Below are 18418 nucleotides of genomic sequence, written 5' to 3' on the forward strand. Positions count from 1 at the left end.
GGTGAGGTAACTCCCGGGCCGGCGTTACCTCCCGCCGCGGCCGGACGTCGTAGTGCCGTCCGCCGATCCGACGACACGGCCCCTGGAGGAAAGATGACAGCACGCATCCAGAACGCGGCGACCCAGCCCGACATCACGGCAGGCGTCCAGCACATTTTCAAGGAGGTGTACGCCGGCGGCGTACCGCGTCACACGCTTGAGCTGGTGCATCTGCGCGCGAGCCAGATCAACGGCTGCAGCGCCTGCGTCCACGCCGGTGCCACGGGCGCGGCCAAGGCCGGTGTCAGCTCCGAGAAGCTGCACACCCTCGCCGCCTGGTACGAGAGCCCGTTCTTCGACGACGCCGAGCGGGCCGCGCTGGCACTGACCGAGGCCGCGACCCGGCTCTCCGACCGGCCCGGCGCGGTCACCGACGAGATCTGGGCCGAGGCCGCGAAGCACTACGACGAGCGGCAGCTCGGGGCCCTGGTGCTGATGGTGGCGATCACGAACTTCTTCAACCGCATCAACACCACCCTCCGGGTGCCCGCCGGGACCAGTTGGGACTGACGGCGGACCTGCGATCTGTTCACGTCGGCGGCACCGGCGATCACCCGCATGCCGAGGATCCCGGGCCGCCGGCAGGTCTATTCCTCGATGGTGATGCCCATCGCCCCGGCCAGGACGTAGAGCAGGCCCTGGGCGTCCTGGCTCCTGACGACCGCCCCCTTGAAGCTGGTCACGCCGCCGATCCCCACCAGGGTGCAGTCGGCGAAGCGGGCTCCGTCCATCTGGGCCTGGGAGAACTGCGCCCTCGTCAGGTCGCAGCGCTCGAAGCGAACGCCCCGCAGGTCGGCGTTCTGGAAGTCGGCCTCGGGCATCGAGCAGTCCCGGAAGACGGTGCCGGCGAACGTCGAGAATCTGAACCTGGCCAGATCGGCACGACACCCGTCGAACAGCACATCGCGGAACGCGCACTCCGTCCAGGCCGTTCCGGTCAAGCGGCTCGACGACACCCGGCCGCGCTGCACGGTCGACATCCTGGCCGCCATGGTCGACAGGTCACAGCGCTCGAACTCCACGTCGACGAATCCCGCCCGGTGCAGCCGGGTGCCCGCGAAGCCGGTGTCGACGAGCCGGCATCCCTCGAAGTCGGCGATCTCCACATCACGGTTCGACAGGTCGATGCCCGTGAACGCCATCGAGCGGTACGTGCGGTCGTCTTCGAGGTCGTGTTCGGGCCACCGCGCGACGGCGAGTGATCGGGGCATCTTGGGCGCGGCCGGTTCCTTCGGCCGCTTCCGCTGAGAACGAGAGTCGGAGGGAGGCATGGGCGGAGCCTACGGCCCCGCACGCTTCGGCGTACGGAAGTGGCGCGGCGGACGGCTACCGGCTCTCTGGTTGGGGTGCGACGGCACGGCCCCGGCGCCAGGCCACCGCGAGGGGAAGGGCCACGATCGTGCCGGCCAGGCCGTACACCGCGATCGTGGCCGGCGGGCCGGTGCGGTCGGCGAGGGGGCCGCTGAGCAGCACGCCGATGCCCTGCACCGCGGTGAGCGCCGAGGCGGCCACGCCGACCGTCTGGCCGCGCCGTTCCGGTGGGGCGACGCGGACGAACTCGGCATTGGCGATCACTTGGTAGGCCGACATGACACCGGTCAGGAACCAGGCGGCGGCGGAGACCGCTACGCCCGGTTCGAGTGCGGTGACCACGAGCGGCAGGCAGGAGGCCACCGCCAGCGGTGCCAGTGCGGGCAACCCGGCGGACAGCCGGTTGACCAGGTACATCCCGACCACGCTGCCGGCGGGGATGGCGCACAGCAGGATGCCGGCCTCGACGGTCCCGCCGCCCAGGGCGGCCGCATACGGTACGGCCAGCCCCTCGGGGGCGATGGAGAAGGTGGCCAGGAGCGCGAACGCGAGCAGACCGAGCAGCCTCCGATTCCTGATGATCAGACCGACGCCGGTCGCCATCTCACCCAGTGAGACGACCCGGCCGGTCCGTGAAGCGGGCCGTTCCTTGACGCCCGTCGCCACCACCAGCGCGGCCAGGGCGAAGGAGAGAGCGTTCAGGCCCAGCGCCGCGTGCGGGCCGATGGCCGTGACGATCAGGCCGCCCACCCCGAACCCGACCAGCATGGTGAGCTGCGAGGTCATCTGAGCGAGCGTGACCCCTGTGACGTACAGCCGTGCGTCGAGCACGTCGGGCGTGGTGGCGATCCGCGCGGTCTTCTCCGGCGCGTCGATCAGCTGGACGACGAAGAGGAGCACGCACAGGACCGGGAAGGGGACCTGCGGAATGGCCATGATCCCCACCAGCAGCGCTCTGGCCACATCACAGGCGATCATCAGCCGCCGGCGCGGGAACCGGTCGGCGAGGCCGCCGAGGAGTGGCCCGCCGATCAGCGAGGGGACGAACGTCAGCGCATAGGTGAGCGTGGTCACCGTCGCGGACCCGGTCAGGCTGTAGGCGAGTACGGCGAGCGCCACCCGGGCGAGCTGGTCTCCGGCACGGGAGATCAGGCCGGAGAGCCACAGACTCCGGTACTCCTGCACGGCGAGCACGTCACGGAACGTCGCGGGGCGCTCCCCCGTCGCGGTCATTCGCCCGTCCTTTCCTGCAGGCCGGGTGGCGCGGTGGGGTGCGCCACCCGGCCTGGCATGGGGGTCGTCGGTTCCAGCGCCATCTTCAGGCGATCACCTTCTACGAAGGTTCACGGTTCCGCCGGCGACACGGGAACCGAGCGACTCGTCACGCCCAGTCGGACCAAGGAGCGCCCTGTGGTCCGGCGCTTCTACCCCAACTGAAGTCCGGGGCGTGCCAGATAACGTCCTTACGCATACCGATCGCTCCTTCGCGATCTCGTTCGCTTCAGGTCACAGCATCGACCAAGGCGGTATACGCGCGGTATAGCCGATCTTGTGGATCCCACTTCGGCCGTATACGTTCTGCATCGACGGCTTCGAAGTACAGGGAGTCCGCCGTGGAATTCGGGGTTCTCGGCCCACTCGTCGTGCGAAGCGACGGCGAGGCGATGCGCCTGACCGCCGCCAAGCAGCAGACCCTGCTCGCGGCGTTGCTCTGCCACGCCAACGCCCTGGTCTCCCTGGAGCGCCTCATGGAGGCGCTGTGGGAGGAGCCGCCGGCGTCCGCCACGGCGAATCTGCGCCTGTACGTGCACCGGCTGCGCCGCACGCTCCAAGCGCCCCAGCGCATCACCAGCCACGGCTCCGGCTACCTGCTGGCCGTCCATCCCGGCGAGCTGGACGCGGACCGGTTCGGCGAGCTCGCCGCCGAGGCGGGACGGGCCCGGGAGTCCGGTGACCTGAACCGCGCGGGCGAGCTGCTCACCGAGGCACTGGCACTGTGGCGGGGGAAGGCGTACGGCGACATCGCCCAGACCCCGCTGATCCGCGAGACCGCGGCCCGCCTCGAAGAGGAACGCCTGCGCGCCGTCGAAGAGCGGGCCGACATCGACCTCGCGCTCGGCCGGCACGCCGAAGTGGTGCCGGAACTGACCCTGCTGGTGGATGAGCATCCCTATCGGGAGGTCCTGCGCCACCATCTGATGCTCGCGCTCTACCGGTCCGGCCGGCAGAGCGAGGCACTGGAGGTCTTCCGCCGGACCCGCGCCCTGCTCATGGAGGAGCTGGGCATCGAACCGGGCCCCGAGTTGCGGCTGCTGCACGAGGCGATGCTGCGCGGCGAAGTGGACCTCTGGCCATCGCCGCGCCCGTCGTCGCCGCCCGTCCCTCGGGAGCTCCCCGTCGGCACGTACGGTTTCACCGGCCGGGCGGACGCGATCGAGGCGCTCGACGAGGCGCTGGCCGGCGATCACGGGGGGACCGGAGCGCCGGTCGCCCTCACGGTCATCGCCGGGCCCGCCGGCGTCGGCAAGACCGCCCTCGGGGTGCACTGGGCGCAGCGGATCATGCATCGGTTCCCAAACGGGCAGCTCTACCTGAACCTGCGCGGGTACTCCGCGGAGCCGCGGTTGCGTCCGCTGGAGGCGCTCACGGCGCTGCTGCACGCGCTGGGCACGCCCCCTCAGCGGATACCGTCCGACACGGCGCAGGCCGCGGCCCTCTACCGTTCGCTCATGGCGGGCCGGCGCATGCTCGTGTTGCTGGACAACGCGGCGTCCGCCGAGCAGGTCCGCCCCCTGCTGCCGGGCACCCTCGGCTGCCTCGTGGTCGTCACCAGCCGCAACCGCCTCAGCGGGCTGATCGTCCGGGAGGGCGCGCGGCGGATCACGCTCGACGTCCTCACACCGGCGGAGGCCCGGGACCTGTTCGTCTCGTTCCTCGGCGAGCGGCGGGTCGCGGCGGAGCCGGAGGCCGTCGCGGAAGTCGCCGAACTGTGCGGGCGGCTGCCGTTGGCGTTGCGGATCGCGGCCACCCACCTGGCCGATCGCCCGCTGCGGCGGATCGCCGACTACGCCGCGGAGCTCGCCGAGGGCAACCGGCTCGCCGCACTGGAGATCTCCGGAGACAGCGGCACAGCCGTACGCGCCGCCCTGGACGAGTCGTACGAGACGCTGGCGCCGGAGGAGCGGCGGATGTTCCGCCTGCTCGGCATCGCGCCTGGCACGGACTTCACGATGGAGGCCGCCGCCGCCGCTTCGGACCGGAGCACGGAACAGACGGTGCGGCTGCTCGATCGACTCGCGGCCGCGCATCTCCTCGATGAGCGGGTGGCGGGTCGCTTCGCCTTCAAGGACCTCGTCCGGCTGTACGCGCAGGCCCAGGCCCGCGCGGAGGACAGCGACGATGATCGGGGCGAGGCCGTCCGGCGGGTTTACCGGTGGTACCTGTCCGGCGCGGAGAGCGCGGCCGACCTGCTCTACTCGCATGTCCTGCGCTGGGCGGCCACTTATGGATATCCGGCGGCGCGGACGCGGCCCTGACCACGGCGGACGCGGGTGTCGCCGCCGCGCGGGCCTCGCGTCGCGGATCAGGTGGACGGCCGGCGCGGCGGGAACTCAGGGGCTGATCGCGAGGAAGAGGAAAGCGGCGAACACCACCAGGTGGACCCCGGCATGAAGCAGGGTCGCCCGCCCGGAAGCGACCGTGAGGGCGGCCACGGCGACCGTCAGGGCCAGCAGCACGATCTGCATCGGGCCGAGGCCGAGCAGCAGGGGCCCGCTCAGCCAGATCGAGACGACGGCGATGGTGGGGATGGTCAGCCCGATGCTCGCCATGGCCGAGCCGAACCCGAGATTGAGGCTGATCTGCACGTGGCCCCGCCGGGCGACCCGTAGGGCGGTGAGCGTCTCCGGCAGCAGGACCAGCAGCGCGATCACGACGCCCACCACCGACTGCGGCAGCCCGGCCGCGCGCACCGCGGCCTCGACCGCGGGGGACTCGACCTTCGCCAGGCCGACGACGGCGACCAGCGCCACCAGCAACAGGACGAGGCTGCCCATCGTCAGCCGCGTCGAGGGCAGGCCGTCGTGCTCCACCACGTCGATGACCTTGCCCTCCTCGGTCACCGGCAGGAAATCCTGGCGATACTGGATCGTCTGGGTGACGACGAACAGGACATACAGCGCGAGCGAGGCGATGGCGGCGAACCAGAGCTGCGGCGGCGAGAAGGCCGGACCCGGCGCCGTGGTGGTGAAGGTGGGGAGCACCAGGCACATCGTGGCCACGGTCGCCACGGTCGCGAGCGCGCTCCCGGTGCCCACCGCGTTGAACACGGCGACACGACGATGCATCGTGGCGACGAGCAGCGAGAGCCCGACGATGCCGTTACATGTGATCATGACCGCCGCGAAGACCGTGTCGCGGGCGAGCGACGACACCGACCCACCCTCGGCGGACACCATCATGCTGACGATCAGCCCCACCTCGATGACGGTCACCGCCACCGCGAGGATGAGCGACCCGAACGGCTCGCCCACCCGGTGCGCGACCACCTCCGCGTGGTGAACGGCGGACAGCACGGCCCCGGCCAGCAGCAGCGCGACGACGACCACGAGGACGGGCGGCAGGACGCGTCCCCACGCGAGCCCGAGCGTCACGACCGCGAGCACGGGGACGGCGTATCTCAGGGCATCGATCCACTGGACGTCGCGCAGGCGGCTCATGCTCCCCCACCGGCTCGGTATCGGCTCGGCGACCGCTCGCGGCCGGCCACACGTGCCGGGTGCCGCTGCTTGGTCGGGAGGTTCACCTACCCACGGCACCGGTACGACACCGTTCACGACGCGTAACATCCTTACCCGGATGTCCGGATCTCGGGCCCCGGCTCACGGGAAGAGCCGCCGATCATCCCGCCGCCGCGCCGCGCGGCCCGGTGAACCAGGCGAGTACGACGACCAGCGTGAGCGCGGCCAGGGGGATGGCCGGAAGGAGCGCCGGGGCGAAGAAGACGAACGCCGCCCCGCCGGCGGCCCCGGCGGTGAGGGCGGCCAGGATGGCCATGCCGCGCAGGTCGAATCGCGCGCCTTCCCGGGGCGTGAGCAGGGCGGCCACCACCCCGGTCAGGGTGCCGGTGAGGTACGTCGTGGACAGGGCGGCCCGCCCGCCGAGGCCGCGCATCGCCGCGCTCTGCATGCCCATCGCCAGCGCCGCGAGCGCGAGCAGGACGTGCTCGGCCACGATCCCGGGCTTCTCACCCGCCAGCTCCCAGCCGACGGCGAAGCACGCGATCACCCCCAGCTCGATCGCCAGGGTGACGGTGACCCGGCCCGGCCAGACCGGCTCGTCCGGCCGGGGCCGGCCCGCGACGTGTGTGCCGAGCGCGGCTCCCATGACGTACCCGGCGAGCGCCACGACGGTGTGGAGCGCCGTGTCAAGGGACGCGCTGCTGATCGCGGACCCGGCCACGATCAGGTTTCCGGTCATCACGCTGCTGAAGACCCCGCCGAGCCGGACGAAGCTCGCCGCGTCCACCGCTCCCGTGCCGAAGGTGAGGATGACGGCGAACAGGGTGAGCCGCGGCGAGGTCATGCCGCGTTCCTACCTGCCCCGTCACTCCCTGTCACGGACGGTGGCCGTGTCGGCACGGCCACCGCGCGGTCAGCGGACCGAGACCTCCTTGGCCGCGGCCGGACGCCTGCTGTAGGCGTGCTGGATGAGGGTGATCAGCACTTCCTTGCCGGACTCGCGCCTGCGCGCGTCGCACAGCAGCACCGGGACCTCGGGGCCGAGGTTGAGCGCGAGCTTCACCTCGTCCAGGTCGTACTGCGGGGAGCCGTCGAAGCAGTTGACGGCCACGACGAACGGTGTGCCCCGGCGCTCGAAGTAGTCCACGGAGGGGAAGCAGTCGGCGAGCCTGCGGGTGTCCGCGAGCACCACCGCGCCGAGGGCGCCGCGGGCGAGCTCGTCCCAGACGAACCAGAACCGCTCCTGGCCCGGCGTGCCGAACAGGTACAGCATGAACTCGTCGCCGATGGTGATGCGTCCGAAGTCCATCGCCACGGTGGTGGTGCTCTTGGCCTCCACCCCGGACAGGTCGTCCACGCCCACGCTGCGGTCGGTGAGCGTCTCCTCGGTGCGCAGCGGGCGGATCTCCGACACCGCGCCCACCATGGTGGTCTTGCCGACCCCGAAGCCGCCCGCGATCAGCAACTTGATCGCCTTGGGCAGCTTGGGTGGGTCAGAGTGCCCGGAGGCCATCGAGCACCGCCCTGTAAGTTCTCTCGTCGAGCACGTCCATCTCCGGTTGGGGTTGCTGGACGGCGACGAAGCCCTTTTCGAGCAGGTCGCCGAGCAGCACGCGTACGGTCCCGGCGGGCAGGTCCATGTGGGCGGCGATCTCCGCCACGGACAGGGGCCTGCGGCACAGCCTGGCGATGGTGAGGTGTTCGGGGTCGAGGCCGACCTCCGCTCCCGTGGTGGCGCGGATCGTCACCGCGATGGTCACGAGGTCGAACTTGCCCCTCGCGTCGGTGCGCCCGCGCGTCATCACGTACGGGCGGACGGTCGGCTCGTCGAGCAGCCACTCCTCCGGGGACTCTCCGGGACTTCGCTCCATGTTCATCGCGGCACTTCGCTCCTGGCTGGGGGTTCGACGGTTCGCGCGGGAGAGGTCAGATACTGTCCGACCCGGACGACGAGCATGGCCATCTCGTACGCCACGAGGCCGACGTCGGCGTCCTGCGCGCACAGCACGGCCAGGCAGGCGCCGGGGCCGGCCACGCTGACGATGAGGTAGGCCGACTTCATCTCGATGATGGTCTGGCGAACGTTGCCGCCGCCGAACCGTTCGCTGGCGCCGTAGGCGAGGCTCTGGACGCCCGCCGCCACCGCGGACAGGTGCTCGGCGTCGTCGACGTCCAGCCCCTTGGACGACGCCATGAGCAGGCCGTCCTTGGACAGGACGATGCCGTGTTCGGCTTCGCGCACCCGCCCGACCAGGTCGTCGAGCAACCAGGCCAGGTCGGCGGACGCGCTGGTCTTCTGCGTCACCAGGAGATCTCCTTATTGCGGGGTGAACGGCTGGGGGGCGGGGCGGTCACGCCGACGGCCGGCCGTCGAAGGGGCCGGTGTCCTCATCGGCCAGCTTCGACGCGTCGGACCTGCCCCGCCGGGTGCCGCTCTGGAACGACCCCATGATCTTGCGGATCTCCTCGGGGGAACGGTCGTCGTCCTCGTCCTCGTCGGCGGCCCCGGTCGGCGTGTCGTCGCGCAGCGCGGGGGCGATGCTCGCCTGCGGTACCCGGAACGGCAGGCCGGACGGTGTGAAGGCCGACTCGGACGGCGTCCCCTGCTCGCCGTTCGGCTCCGGCTCCGGTCGCGCGCCGGACACGGGCCCGGTGTGCGGGCCGGTGACGTCGGGCGCGTCGGCGGCCGGGGCCGGGGACGCCGCGGCGTCGGGGATCGTCCGCACGGCCTGCACCGACGGCTCCCGGCCGCCCACCAGGGCGATCCGCGAGACGGGGAACGAGGGGTTCTCCTGCTCGTCGTGCGCCGCGCCGAAGGCGTTCTCACCGGCCGGCCGCCCGGCGGCCGCGGACTCGGACGAGCTCTGCTGGTTCATGCCGTCGCCTATCAGCTCGTGGGGAAGCAGGGCGATCGCCGTCGTCCCTCCGTACGGCGAGCTCTTGAGCACCACGCGGATGGCGTGCCGCTCGGCGAGCTTGCTGACCACATAGAGGCCGAGGCGGGCCGTGCTGGACAGGTTGAACTCGGGGGGATCGGCGATCCGCTCGTTGACCGTGGCCAGGTCCTCCTCGGTCATGCCGAGACCGCGGTCCTCGATCTCGATGGCGTAGCCGTTGGCGACGACCTGCCCACTGATCTGCACCATCGTGTACGGCGGGGAGAACGACACGGCGTTCTCGATCAGCTCGGCGAGCAGGTGGATGACGTCGCCGACCGCGCGTCCGCTCAGCTCGACGTCGCCCATCGGGAGCACGGTGACCCGGGTGTAGTCCTCGACCTCGGCGAGCGCGCCGCGCACCACGTCGACCATCGGGACGGCGCGGCGCCAGGCGCGGGCGGGGGAGGCGCCGGAGAGGACGATGAGGTTCTCCGCGTTACGGCGCATGCGGGTGGCGAGGTGGTCGACGCGGAACAGGTCGCGCAGCTCGTCCTCATCGTTCTCGCGCCGCTCCATGACGTCGAGCAGGGTGAGCTGCCGGTGGACGAGCGACTGCGTGCGGCGGGCCAGGCTGAGCAGAATGTCGCGGATGCTCTGCCGCAGCTCGGCCTCCTCGACCGCGGTGCGGATCGCGGTCTCCTGGACGGCGTTGAACGCCTGGCCGACCTGGCCGACGACGTCGCCGCCGAACTGGAGGGGCGGCGCCTCGGCGGCGACGTCCACCTTCTCGCCGTGGCCGAGCCGGTCGACGACGCCGGGCAGCCGCTCGTGGGCGAGTTCGAGCGCCGCGTCGCGGAGCTTCTCCAACTGCTGGACCAGGGCGCGGGCCGTGGTGATCGAAAGGATGATCGACGCGACGACGGCGAAGAGGCCGAGGACGCCGGCGAGGACGAGGCGGACGATGACGCCGACGGCGACGGGCGCGGCCCGGCCCACCAGGGCGTCACCGGCCGTGAAGACCACGTTCTGCACGTCCTTCAGCGCGGCCTGGGCCACCACGCGCCACTGCTCGGCGCTGACCGGCGGGGCCGCGCCCGGGCTGCCCTGGCGGATGACCAGGTTCTCCAGGTTGCGTGCGCGCGAAAGCGCCTTGCTGCCGGTGAGCTGCTTGTACGCGGTGGCGTCCGCAGCCTGCAATTCGACCAAGAACTGGTCCATGTAAAACCGCTGTGCGCCCACCGTCTCGGTGAACTGCGTGAGCTCGGCCTCGGTGAAACGTCCGGCCGCCATGGCGCCCGCGAGCAATGCGTCTTCCTGCGAGAGGATTTCCGCCGCACGGGTCAACGCGATGAGCGTCCGGGTATCCCTGGCGATTTCCTGGTCGTCGAGGGTCGCCAGCGAGTCGTAGGTCCGAAAGAAGACCGCGATGATCTCGGAGTATGTGGTGAGCGCCTTCGCCCGGTCGGCCCGGCCCGAGTCGATCGCCTGCCGGTCGGAGCGCAGCTCGTCCAGTTGCTTGAACGTTTCGGAGATGCGCGCCTGGAGCGCGGCGCCCGCCGCCAGGTGGACGTCAGTGCCGTCGGCGAGGCGCCGGTACTCGGCGGCCGCGGCGTCCGTACGCGCACGCTGAGCCGCCAGGACATCGGCCCCCACGAGCGCCGGGTTCCCCAGTCTGACCAGGGAGAGCCGTCGCTCCTCCTGGAGCCTGGCCACCAGTTCCTCGGTCGGCTCCGACACCTTGGTGTCGTAAACGGACACCCACAGAAGGTTCAGACCGTCCCGCACCGTGACCCACGCGGCGAAGCCCCAAAGCGCGATGAGCGACAACAGCAGCGCTGTAACCTTCGCCCGCACACGGGAGTTGCGGAAGCGCATAGCACCCACCCTGCATGAAGTCTCTAGAGTTTCCTGGCGATTGGCCCATATTTAACCGCGCAGGCGGAAATACCGCTCGTAACAGAGTCACGTCAACGCCCGGAAACCCTAGCAAAGGCGAGGAAACCGACTCAAGCCGCCGAAATCACAACGGACATAACACCCAAAATATGGGCAAATACGAAAATTAGCCCGACGATCGCATATCGCGTTCCGACCTGGCCTCGATCCCCGCGGCCCGCGCGAGGTGCCGCGCCGCGAGAACGGCCGCGCGAACTATCGCATCCGGCCGGTAAAGGTCCTTGTCAAGCCACAGAGCCGTGCCGTCCTCAGCACCGTCCGCCTCCAGCAGGTACCGGTAACCCCGTGCCGCCGCCTCGATGACGGGCTCGTCGTCCGGCTCCCCCGCCCCCTCGCGCGTACACAACAGGACCTGCATCGCGTACGCGGTCTCCTCGGCCGTCCCGGACCAGCGGCCCCACGAGCCGTCCGGCCGCTGCGTCTCCAGCACCCATCGGACGGCCCGACGTACGGCCGGCGCCGCCGCGTCGCCACCGAAGTCGTGCAACGCGAGCGCGCAGGAGGCCGTCGCGTAGTAGGGGGACGCGTGCCACCGGTCCTCCCACCCCCCGTCGGCCCGTTGCCCGTCGAGCAGCCAACCCGTCACCTTCTCCATGGCCGCCCGATAGCGCGGCGCGGCGAGCGGCCGGCTCAGCGCGTACTGCCCGAAGGCGTCGAGGACGTGCGCGTTGACGCTGAACGAGCGGCCCTGCTCACCCCGCCACGTGCAGAAGTGCGTCTCAGTCTCGTAGGCGAGGAGGCTCTCCGGCTCGTACGGCATGCCGAGCAGCGCCAACGCGTACAGGGAGACGGACGTGGTGTCGGCGTCGGCGGGCAGGCCCGATCCGGCGGGAGTGCCGGTGGGGCCGATCGCGGCTCGCAGGTCGGCGATCATCTCCGCCGGCACATCGCAGGGGATCCCCGCCCGGGCCAGCAAGCTCAGTACCCAGCTCCGCTCGAACACGGTGATCGGCAGGCCCACCGGGACCGGGCCGCCGTGCCGGCGCGCGACGGCCTCCAGGTGGCGGCGTGCGGGGTCGAGCGGATCGAGGAGCCCGCGGTCCCCCAGCCACGCGGCGGTCGCCGCGGGCGAAGCCCCGACGGTGCCGATCGGGGTGGGGGCGACGGCCGGCGCGCCGCTCGCCGCGTCGCCCGCCACCTCGAGCGCGTGCAGCAGCTTCTCCGGCAGCTCGGCGCCGGACCTGACCATGGCGCGGACCAGTTCGAGCCGGGTGCGGCTCATGTCCGGCGGAAGCGGCACCCCGTCCTCCCACTCCGCCCGCAGCATCTCCGGCATCCCGTCCAGATGCGCGTTGATCCGGCCGACCAGTGACGGCACGATGAGCTCGATCGCCGGCATGTCGGGGCGCGCCCGGACGTCGGCGGCCAGCTCTCGAGACAGGGTCTCCAGGCCTCGGCGCGCCACCGCCGTCAGGGCTGCCCGGTCCATATCGGAGTCACCGCGCCCGAGCACGCACAGGACCGCCTCCGTCGCGCTCAGCGTGGGGACGAGTCCGTACCCGTCCGGAGCGCCCCAGCCGCCGTCGGGCCGCTGGGCGGCGATCAGGAAGTCGACGCGCTCGCGGTGGCCGGTCAGCCACGGGGCCAGGCTGACCAGCCGCCCGGTCTCGTACACCGATGGGGAGACCGTGCCCCACGGCCGCGACATGAGGCCCGCGAGCAGTTCCTCGGACGCCGCCGGTATGTCGACTCCCTCTACCGCGCCCGGAAGGGTCATGTCGCCGATGCTCACAGCTGTCCCCAATAGTCGGTGATGCCATAGAAACCGGCGCTGTAGCCGATCTGCCGTTCCAGGTAGACGACCGCGCCGGGGCAGACGTCCGTAAGCGGATGGAGCCGCTTACGTGCGGCGGCGGCGTGGAACGCCACCCGTTCATGGACGTACTCACGTGTGACGCCGAGCATCTGGGCGTTCAGATCGCCCCAGGTGCGGTCACGCTCGTAGGTCGCGAGGTCGTTGAGCAGCCGGAGCACCCGCTGCACCTCGCCGCTCGCCTCCCTGAGCTCGTCCAAGCGGCCGAGCGCCGCCGGTTCACCGAGGAAGATCCAGTGCGAGACGTTCACGAACGTCGAACCGAAGTTGTCGGCGTTGTCCAGATACTGCTCGAACGTCGGCGCCTCGGACGGCGCCGCGTCGGTCCCGGCCACGAGTGCCGTCTTCCAGTCCCACTCGCGCGCCATGGCGACGAGCATCCGCTCCAGCTCGTCCCGCCAGAGCGTGCTCAGCGGCTCGAACGCGGGCGCCCCCACCAGTTCGGCCCGGATGTCCGCGAGGAATCGCGTGAGCGGGGTGCCGGGGGCGTCGCCGTCCGCCACCGCCAGGCAACCTTCCACGATGGCGTCGATCTCGTGTTTCGACTTCGCCACGTAGTCGATCAGCCAGTCGGCCGCGAAGATCCACAAGGCCGTACGGCACGCGATCCGCAGCCGGTCGGCCGACTCCCCTGGGGAACCGAACGCGTTCGCGAGCGCTACGGTGCCGAAGAGCGTGTCGTCGAAGGGACTGCCGGGAAACAGATCCGGGTACTCCGTGGCGCACGCGCGCAGGTCGCGCTGGCATTTCGCGGCCACGGCGGCGGTTTTCCCGTTCAGGGTCGCCGCCAGGAGCTCATCGGCGTCGCCGACGGATGGTGCCATGTCCTACTTCTCCAGCCGGGTAGTGGGCCGCAGCGTTATCTCGACCTCTTCGCGAGGCCGCAGAGAGGCTGCCGCCTGGGGGGTCGCGATCGTCGGGACACACGACGTCAGCCGGAACCGGCTCAGGATCGTCGCGACGATGAGCTGGGACTCGAGGTTGAAGAGGTGCATCCCCAGGCACTGGTGCGGGCCTCCCCCGAACGGAAAGTAGGCGTACCTGTGCCGGTGCGCGGTCCGCTCGGGCGCGAAGCGATCCGGGTCGAACTCCTCCGGCCGGTCCCACAGCCTCGTGAGCCGGTGCGTGACGTACGGGCTGATCAGCAAGGTGTCCCCGCTCCGGAACCGCACCCCGCCGATCACCTCCGGCTCGACCACCGCGCGGGGGAAGAGCCACCCGACGGGATGCAGGCGGAGCACCTCCTGGATGACCTGCTTGGTGTACACCAGGTCCGCGAGGTGGGACGGGCCGACCGGGCCGTCCCCCACCACTCGGTCGATCTCCTCGTACAGCCGGGAGGTCACCTCCGGATGGCGGGCGAGCAGCGGCCAGAGCCAGGTGAGCGCGCCGATCGTCGTCTCCGTCGCGGTGGCGAACATCGCCACCAGGTTGTCGCGCACCCACCGGTCGTCCAGCTCGCCACCGTCGTCGTCCCGCGCGCGGGCGAGTACGGAGAAGATGTCCTGGTCCTCGGTGGGCCGGCCTCCGTACTTGTGAACAAGAGGGAGGACGACATCGTCGACCGTCTGGAGCGCCCGGCGGAACGTGCGATCGCCCGGCATCGGCACGACGTTCGGCACGAACGGCAGCACGATCCGCAAGATGGTGGCCGTGGCGACCGAGTCGAAGGCGGGCGCGAGCCGCTCTGCCTCCGCGAGGGTGATCTTGTTCGCGAACAGGATCCTGATCACGGTCTTGTTCACGACATTCGCGATCCGGGTGGGCGCGTGGATCGGTTGCCCCTCGGCGACCGCCTCCTCCCACTCGGCGACCCCCTCGGCGATGGCCTCGGACATGCGACTGATGAGCGAGTTCACGTTGCGCGCGGTGAACACCGGCTGCAGGACGTTGCGGCTCAGTGCCCACGCCTCGCCGTCACTCATGACGCCGCCGCCGAAAAGGCGGTTCAGCTGCCTCCAGAACGACCCGCTGCGCACGTAGTTCGCCGAGTTGCCGCGAAGGACGTGCTGAACATGGTCGGGATCGCTGACCAGATAGGGCCGGAAGGGGCCCACGCTCAACCTGACGATCTCCCCATCGGCGTCGGCCCCGATCCCCGCCAGCACGTTGGCCGGATCCCGCAGCAGTTCGGGTAGCAGCCGGTGGATGGGAAGGGATCTGACGCCGTGATCGGATTCGGCGACCGCGGTTGACATTCGGACCTTCTCCTAGCTGGAATTCGCGCCCAACGCGCGCGACGTCGACGGCATGCGCTAAGTCCGTCGCGCGCGTCATCCAAAGCGTTTTGACGTGGGCCGGCACGTGGCCGGTACTCGGCTCAGGCTGCTATGACGTTCTTCAGCCCGGATACCTCCGGTTTCTCCCCCGCCTCAGCAGTGCTACGAATTCCCTCAGGCATCATCGATGCCCTGCGCGGAAGTATCACATGATCAAATCGCCAGAATCAAGGTCGCCGGGCTGACAGTTTTGTGAACTGTTGAGCGACATGCATAGATCGCGGGGTTTTGTCATAGTTGACCCACCAGGGCCGGGGTGTCCGCGAACCTTGGCGGGTCGGTCACTCCGCCGCAAGGAACCTGCGGTCCTCACCCCCTTACAGGCGGCCACCCCGCGAGCCGCGCTTCTCGCGGTTGGCCGCCCGGCCCGGCTTCTCAGGGATCGGCTCCACGAGGGCGAATCCGCACCACCATGAGCTCAACCCGTACCAAGCCTCGGGAGATCGTGACTCGTTTCCGTCCGGCCATCCCTCGGGACGACGTGGGGGCCGGCGCGCGCGACGCGTCAGGCTCAGGTGAACGTCAGGACCGGGTAGGCGAAGAGCATCACAGAGCCGAAGCCGAGCTTGAGCAGCCCGTCAGCGACACCGAACGCGGGAGCGGGCACGCGGGTCAGGCGCAGGCCGGCGTACGCGTTGATCGCGATCAGGACTCCCAGAATCGCGATCAGCGGGCCGTGGGCGAGTCCCATCGGCAGGAAGTGCAAGCCGACCACGAACAGGATGCTCAGGATCTGCGTCCGCTCATCCGCGCCCTTGGTCTTCGTGAGGACCAGATAGATCAGGCCCATCTCAATGACGATCGCGCCGACCAACCCGGCGATGTGCACGAACGACGGGCTGCCGAGGCTGGGCAACAGCGCGCTGAGACCGCTCGCCGTGAACCCCGTGATGAACCCGCCGATCAGGAACTGGAGCCAGTACTTGTTGAACGCCCAGCTTCCCAGGCAACCCAGGCCGATGAAAATGAGAAAGAGGCCCCCTCCCCGGATCAGCGGGTAAGGGTGGTCGGCTACGGCTACCGCAAACGTCGGCATATCGCTCCTAACTTCGCAGAAGACGATCTTCCCAGAGTTTCCTCCCTGAGGCGCTCGCGCCCCAGGTCGACAGCCGTGCCCGGCATCCCGGCACCGATCGGTCCGGTCCCGGGCCTCCGGGACATGCGAAGAGGCCGGGCCCTCACAGGGCTCGGCCTCTTCAGCGGGTGACCGCCCGCCGTGTATTGCTGGGGTACTGCCGGGTTCAGACGCTCGTGTCAGGCCGTCGTGGTGATCATGACGGCAAGCCCCAGAAGGACGACGACGGGGATCAGCCACATCACGACCTCGCCGGCGAATTCCTTGTACATCGCAAAGTTCTCCCTCTAGGGATATGAAACTGACGTAGCGCCAGCATATTGGGTCCTCCCCCATGCTGTGTTTACGGCCTCGCTACGCTCGGCGGCTCAGGGCGCCCGAAGTCGGCTTGTGCCCTCGTCACGTCCTCACTCCTTCGTCGCTCCGGGCGTTCCTCGGTTACTTGACCGCCGCGCCCCTCGCGAGCACCATCATCATTACGGCGCCCCGAGCCCGCGCGAGCGAAGCGAGCGCCATCAGACACGGGTCTTCCTGGTGGCGTCGACTCCTTCGAGGAGGACGGCCAGCCCGGTGGCGAACGCCTCGTCGGCCTGGTCCTCGACGTACGTGGCCCCGTCTCGGCGGGGGGCGTCCCGCTCACGCGCCGAGAGCCGGATCGACATGGGGAAGCGTTCGGCGAAGTCGGGAGCGAGGCGTCCCAGCAGGGCGGAGCGGCCGGCCCACCACTCCTCGTCGGACATCCCGGTCGCGGCCGCGGCGATCCGTGATTCGGCGGCGGCCTGGGCGTTGCCGCGCACGAAGTGGAACAGCGCGGCAACGATGCCGCGCAGCGTCGCGGCGGGCAGTCCCGTCCGGAAGACGATGCCGGCCAGTGTTTCCATGACGGCCTGCTCGTGCGGGCCCAGCACGGGGCGGGCGTGCGACACCTGCAGCACCCACGGGTGCCGCAGGTAGAACGACCTCAGCTCTCCCGCCCAGGAGGTCACCGCCGCGCGCCATCCCGCGCTCAGGTCGTGGTGGGCGGACAGCTCGGCGTGCGCGCGGTCGTACATCAGGTCCAGGAGCTCCGCCTTGCCCGGCACGTAGGTGTACAGCGCCATGGAGGTGCAGCCGAGCCGGTCGGCCACCGCGCGCAGCGAGACGGCCGTCATGGGGTCCGCGTCGGCCGCCGCGATCGCCGCCTCCACGATCACGTCGATGTTCAGCGCGCGTTTGGGCCCTGGCGCCCTGCGCCGGCCACCGGCCTGGGCTGCGGGAATGTCCTGCCCGCTCCACAACAAGGCCATCGAGCGGGCCGCATCTCCCTGGCCTGCGAAGACGGTCACGACAACGAACTCCTTATGGCATAAGGTATGGTCTTCCGCGCCATCAGTTTATGCCATATGGAGTTAGCTTCTCCTGGCGGCGTACGAGGGGAGAACCCCATGCCCGAAGTGAAACTGCACGACGGAAGCACGATCGAGATCGAGGTGCACGGCGCCGGCCCCACGGTGCTGCTCCCGGTCAACCCACGACCGGCCGAAGGCCCCAAAGCCGACGAGATGCGCAAGTGGGGCACGGACCCGGCGCTCGGCCGCTCCCTCGTCGAGGGGCTCGGCGACGCGTTCCAGGTCGCCGCCTTCGATTACGAGGGCCACCTCATGGCCACGCCCAAGGCGGACACCCTGACACCGGATGCCGTCGCGGCAGATCTGCTGGCGGTCGCCGACGCGGTCGGCGCCGATCGGTTCGGCTACTACGGATATTCGTGGCTGGCCCTCAGCGGGCTCCAGCTGGCCATCCGCACGGATCGCCTGTCCGCGCTGGTCATGGGCGGGTTCCCACCCCTGGGCGGGCCCTATGACGGGATGCTGAAGGTCACCACCGCCACGCACGAGCTCGCGGCCGCGGCCGCGCACGCCCCGCAGGACCAGCAGGACCGGCAGGACCGGCAGGCGCCGGCGGAACAGCCCGGAGACGGGCAGACGGCCGGCGAGTACGACTGGGACACCGCCGAGGTGACCATCTCAGAACCGCAGGCCCGTCAGTTCGTCACCCTGTACGAGGCACTGCGCGGCTTCGACGACCGAGCCGCCCAACCGCTGATCGGCTGCCCCCGCCTGTGCTTCGTGGGGTCGGCGGACGAGATCTCCTACGGCGAACGCTGGGGCGACGTCCACGTCAGCCTGGCCGGTCCGATCATCAACCGACGCGCCGAACTGGAAGCCCTCGGATGGGATGTACGCGTCCTGGACGGGCTCGACCACACGCAGGCCATGCAGCCCACCCATGTCCTGCCGGTCCTGCGGCCGTGGCTCCTCGCACGGATCGGCCGCTGACAGCGGCCC

16 protein-coding genes are annotated in these 18418 nt (G+C 70.4%); 3 read left to right on the forward strand and 13 right to left on the reverse strand.

Going from position 1 to position 18418, the window contains the following annotated elements:
• Nucleotides 1-93: 93 nt before the first annotated feature.
• Nucleotides 94-549 carry a carboxymuconolactone decarboxylase family protein gene (locus ACQP1V_RS40740; RefSeq protein ID WP_387409047.1) on the forward strand — a complete coding sequence of 152 codons (456 nt, stop codon included), beginning with the start codon at nucleotides 94-96 and terminating at the stop codon, nucleotides 547-549.
• A 77-nt stretch (nucleotides 550-626) separates the two neighbouring features.
• Here ACQP1V_RS40740 and ACQP1V_RS40745 read toward each other — a convergent pair whose 3' ends face one another.
• Entirely contained in the window at nucleotides 627-1310 is a 684-nt protein-coding gene (locus tag ACQP1V_RS40745; protein WP_433416688.1) for a pentapeptide repeat-containing protein, read from the reverse strand.
• Between the two features lie 55 nt (nucleotides 1311-1365).
• Nucleotides 1366-2583, reverse strand: a complete 1218-nt coding sequence (locus tag ACQP1V_RS40750) for an MFS transporter (RefSeq protein WP_433416691.1) — start codon at nucleotides 2581-2583, stop codon at nucleotides 1366-1368.
• A 380-nt stretch (nucleotides 2584-2963) separates the two neighbouring features.
• Here ACQP1V_RS40750 and ACQP1V_RS40755 point away from each other — a divergent pair, with 380 nt between their 5' ends.
• Entirely contained in the window at nucleotides 2964-4886 is a 1923-nt protein-coding gene (locus ACQP1V_RS40755) for a BTAD domain-containing putative transcriptional regulator (protein ID WP_433416694.1), read from the forward strand.
• 75 nt (nucleotides 4887-4961) lie between these two features.
• On the opposite strand, the gene ACQP1V_RS40760 is transcribed toward ACQP1V_RS40755, so the two are convergent.
• The 11 genes from ACQP1V_RS40760 to ACQP1V_RS40810 all read right to left on the reverse strand — a co-directional run bounded on the left by ACQP1V_RS40760 (nucleotide 4962) and on the right by ACQP1V_RS40810 (nucleotide 17416).
• A complete protein-coding gene (locus tag ACQP1V_RS40760; protein WP_433416697.1) occupies nucleotides 4962-6068 on the reverse strand; it encodes a calcium:proton antiporter in 1107 nt (368 codons plus the stop codon).
• A 181-nt stretch (nucleotides 6069-6249) separates the two neighbouring features.
• Nucleotides 6250-6933, reverse strand: a complete 684-nt coding sequence (locus ACQP1V_RS40765; protein ID WP_433416700.1) for a YoaK family protein — start codon at nucleotides 6931-6933, stop codon at nucleotides 6250-6252.
• 69 nt (nucleotides 6934-7002) lie between these two features.
• Entirely contained in the window at nucleotides 7003-7602 is a 600-nt protein-coding gene (locus tag ACQP1V_RS40770) for a GTP-binding protein (RefSeq protein ID WP_387409041.1), read from the reverse strand.
• A complete protein-coding gene (locus ACQP1V_RS40775) occupies nucleotides 7583-7966 on the reverse strand; it encodes a DUF742 domain-containing protein (protein ID WP_433416703.1) in 384 nt (127 codons plus the stop codon). The genes ACQP1V_RS40770 and ACQP1V_RS40775 overlap by 20 nt, the downstream gene beginning before the upstream one ends.
• Nucleotides 7963-8394, reverse strand: coding sequence for a roadblock/LC7 domain-containing protein (locus tag ACQP1V_RS40780; RefSeq protein WP_433416706.1), 432 nt, complete (start codon nucleotides 8392-8394; stop codon nucleotides 7963-7965). Before ACQP1V_RS40780 ends, ACQP1V_RS40775 begins: the two co-directional genes overlap by 4 nt.
• A gap of 46 nt (nucleotides 8395-8440) precedes the next feature.
• Nucleotides 8441-10843 carry a sensor histidine kinase gene (locus ACQP1V_RS40785; protein WP_433416709.1) on the reverse strand — a complete coding sequence of 801 codons (2403 nt, stop codon included), beginning with the start codon at nucleotides 10841-10843 and terminating at the stop codon, nucleotides 8441-8443.
• Nucleotides 10844-11030: 187 nt separating this feature from the next.
• On the reverse strand, nucleotides 11031-12641 hold the full coding sequence (locus ACQP1V_RS40790; protein WP_433416712.1) for a prenyltransferase/squalene oxidase repeat-containing protein: 1611 nt from the start codon (nucleotides 12639-12641) through the stop codon (nucleotides 11031-11033).
• Between the two features lie 11 nt (nucleotides 12642-12652).
• Nucleotides 12653-13561: a terpene synthase family protein gene (locus ACQP1V_RS40795; protein WP_433219697.1), complete on the reverse strand. Its 909-nt coding sequence runs from the start codon at nucleotides 13559-13561 to the stop codon at nucleotides 12653-12655.
• A 3-nt stretch (nucleotides 13562-13564) separates the two neighbouring features.
• Nucleotides 13565-14935 carry a cytochrome P450 gene (locus tag ACQP1V_RS40800; protein WP_433416715.1) on the reverse strand — a complete coding sequence of 457 codons (1371 nt, stop codon included), beginning with the start codon at nucleotides 14933-14935 and terminating at the stop codon, nucleotides 13565-13567.
• A gap of 592 nt (nucleotides 14936-15527) precedes the next feature.
• Nucleotides 15528-16052: a DUF6609 family protein gene (locus ACQP1V_RS40805; protein ID WP_433416718.1), complete on the reverse strand. Its 525-nt coding sequence runs from the start codon at nucleotides 16050-16052 to the stop codon at nucleotides 15528-15530.
• 554 nt (nucleotides 16053-16606) lie between these two features.
• Complete coding sequence (locus tag ACQP1V_RS40810) at nucleotides 16607-17416, reverse strand: TetR/AcrR family transcriptional regulator C-terminal domain-containing protein (protein ID WP_433416721.1); 810 nt, start codon at nucleotides 17414-17416, stop codon at nucleotides 16607-16609.
• A 99-nt stretch (nucleotides 17417-17515) separates the two neighbouring features.
• Between ACQP1V_RS40810 and ACQP1V_RS40815 the strand changes: the two genes are divergently transcribed.
• The gene (locus tag ACQP1V_RS40815; protein ID WP_433416724.1) at nucleotides 17516-18409 is read left to right on the forward strand and encodes an alpha/beta hydrolase; all 894 of its coding nucleotides are present in this window, start codon (nucleotides 17516-17518) and stop codon (nucleotides 18407-18409) included.
• Nucleotides 18410-18418 lie beyond the last annotated feature (9 nt).

Source organism: Microtetraspora malaysiensis (assembly GCF_050947145.1).
GTDB classification, from domain to species: domain Bacteria; phylum Actinomycetota; class Actinomycetes; order Streptosporangiales; family Streptosporangiaceae; genus Microtetraspora_A; species Microtetraspora_A malaysiensis.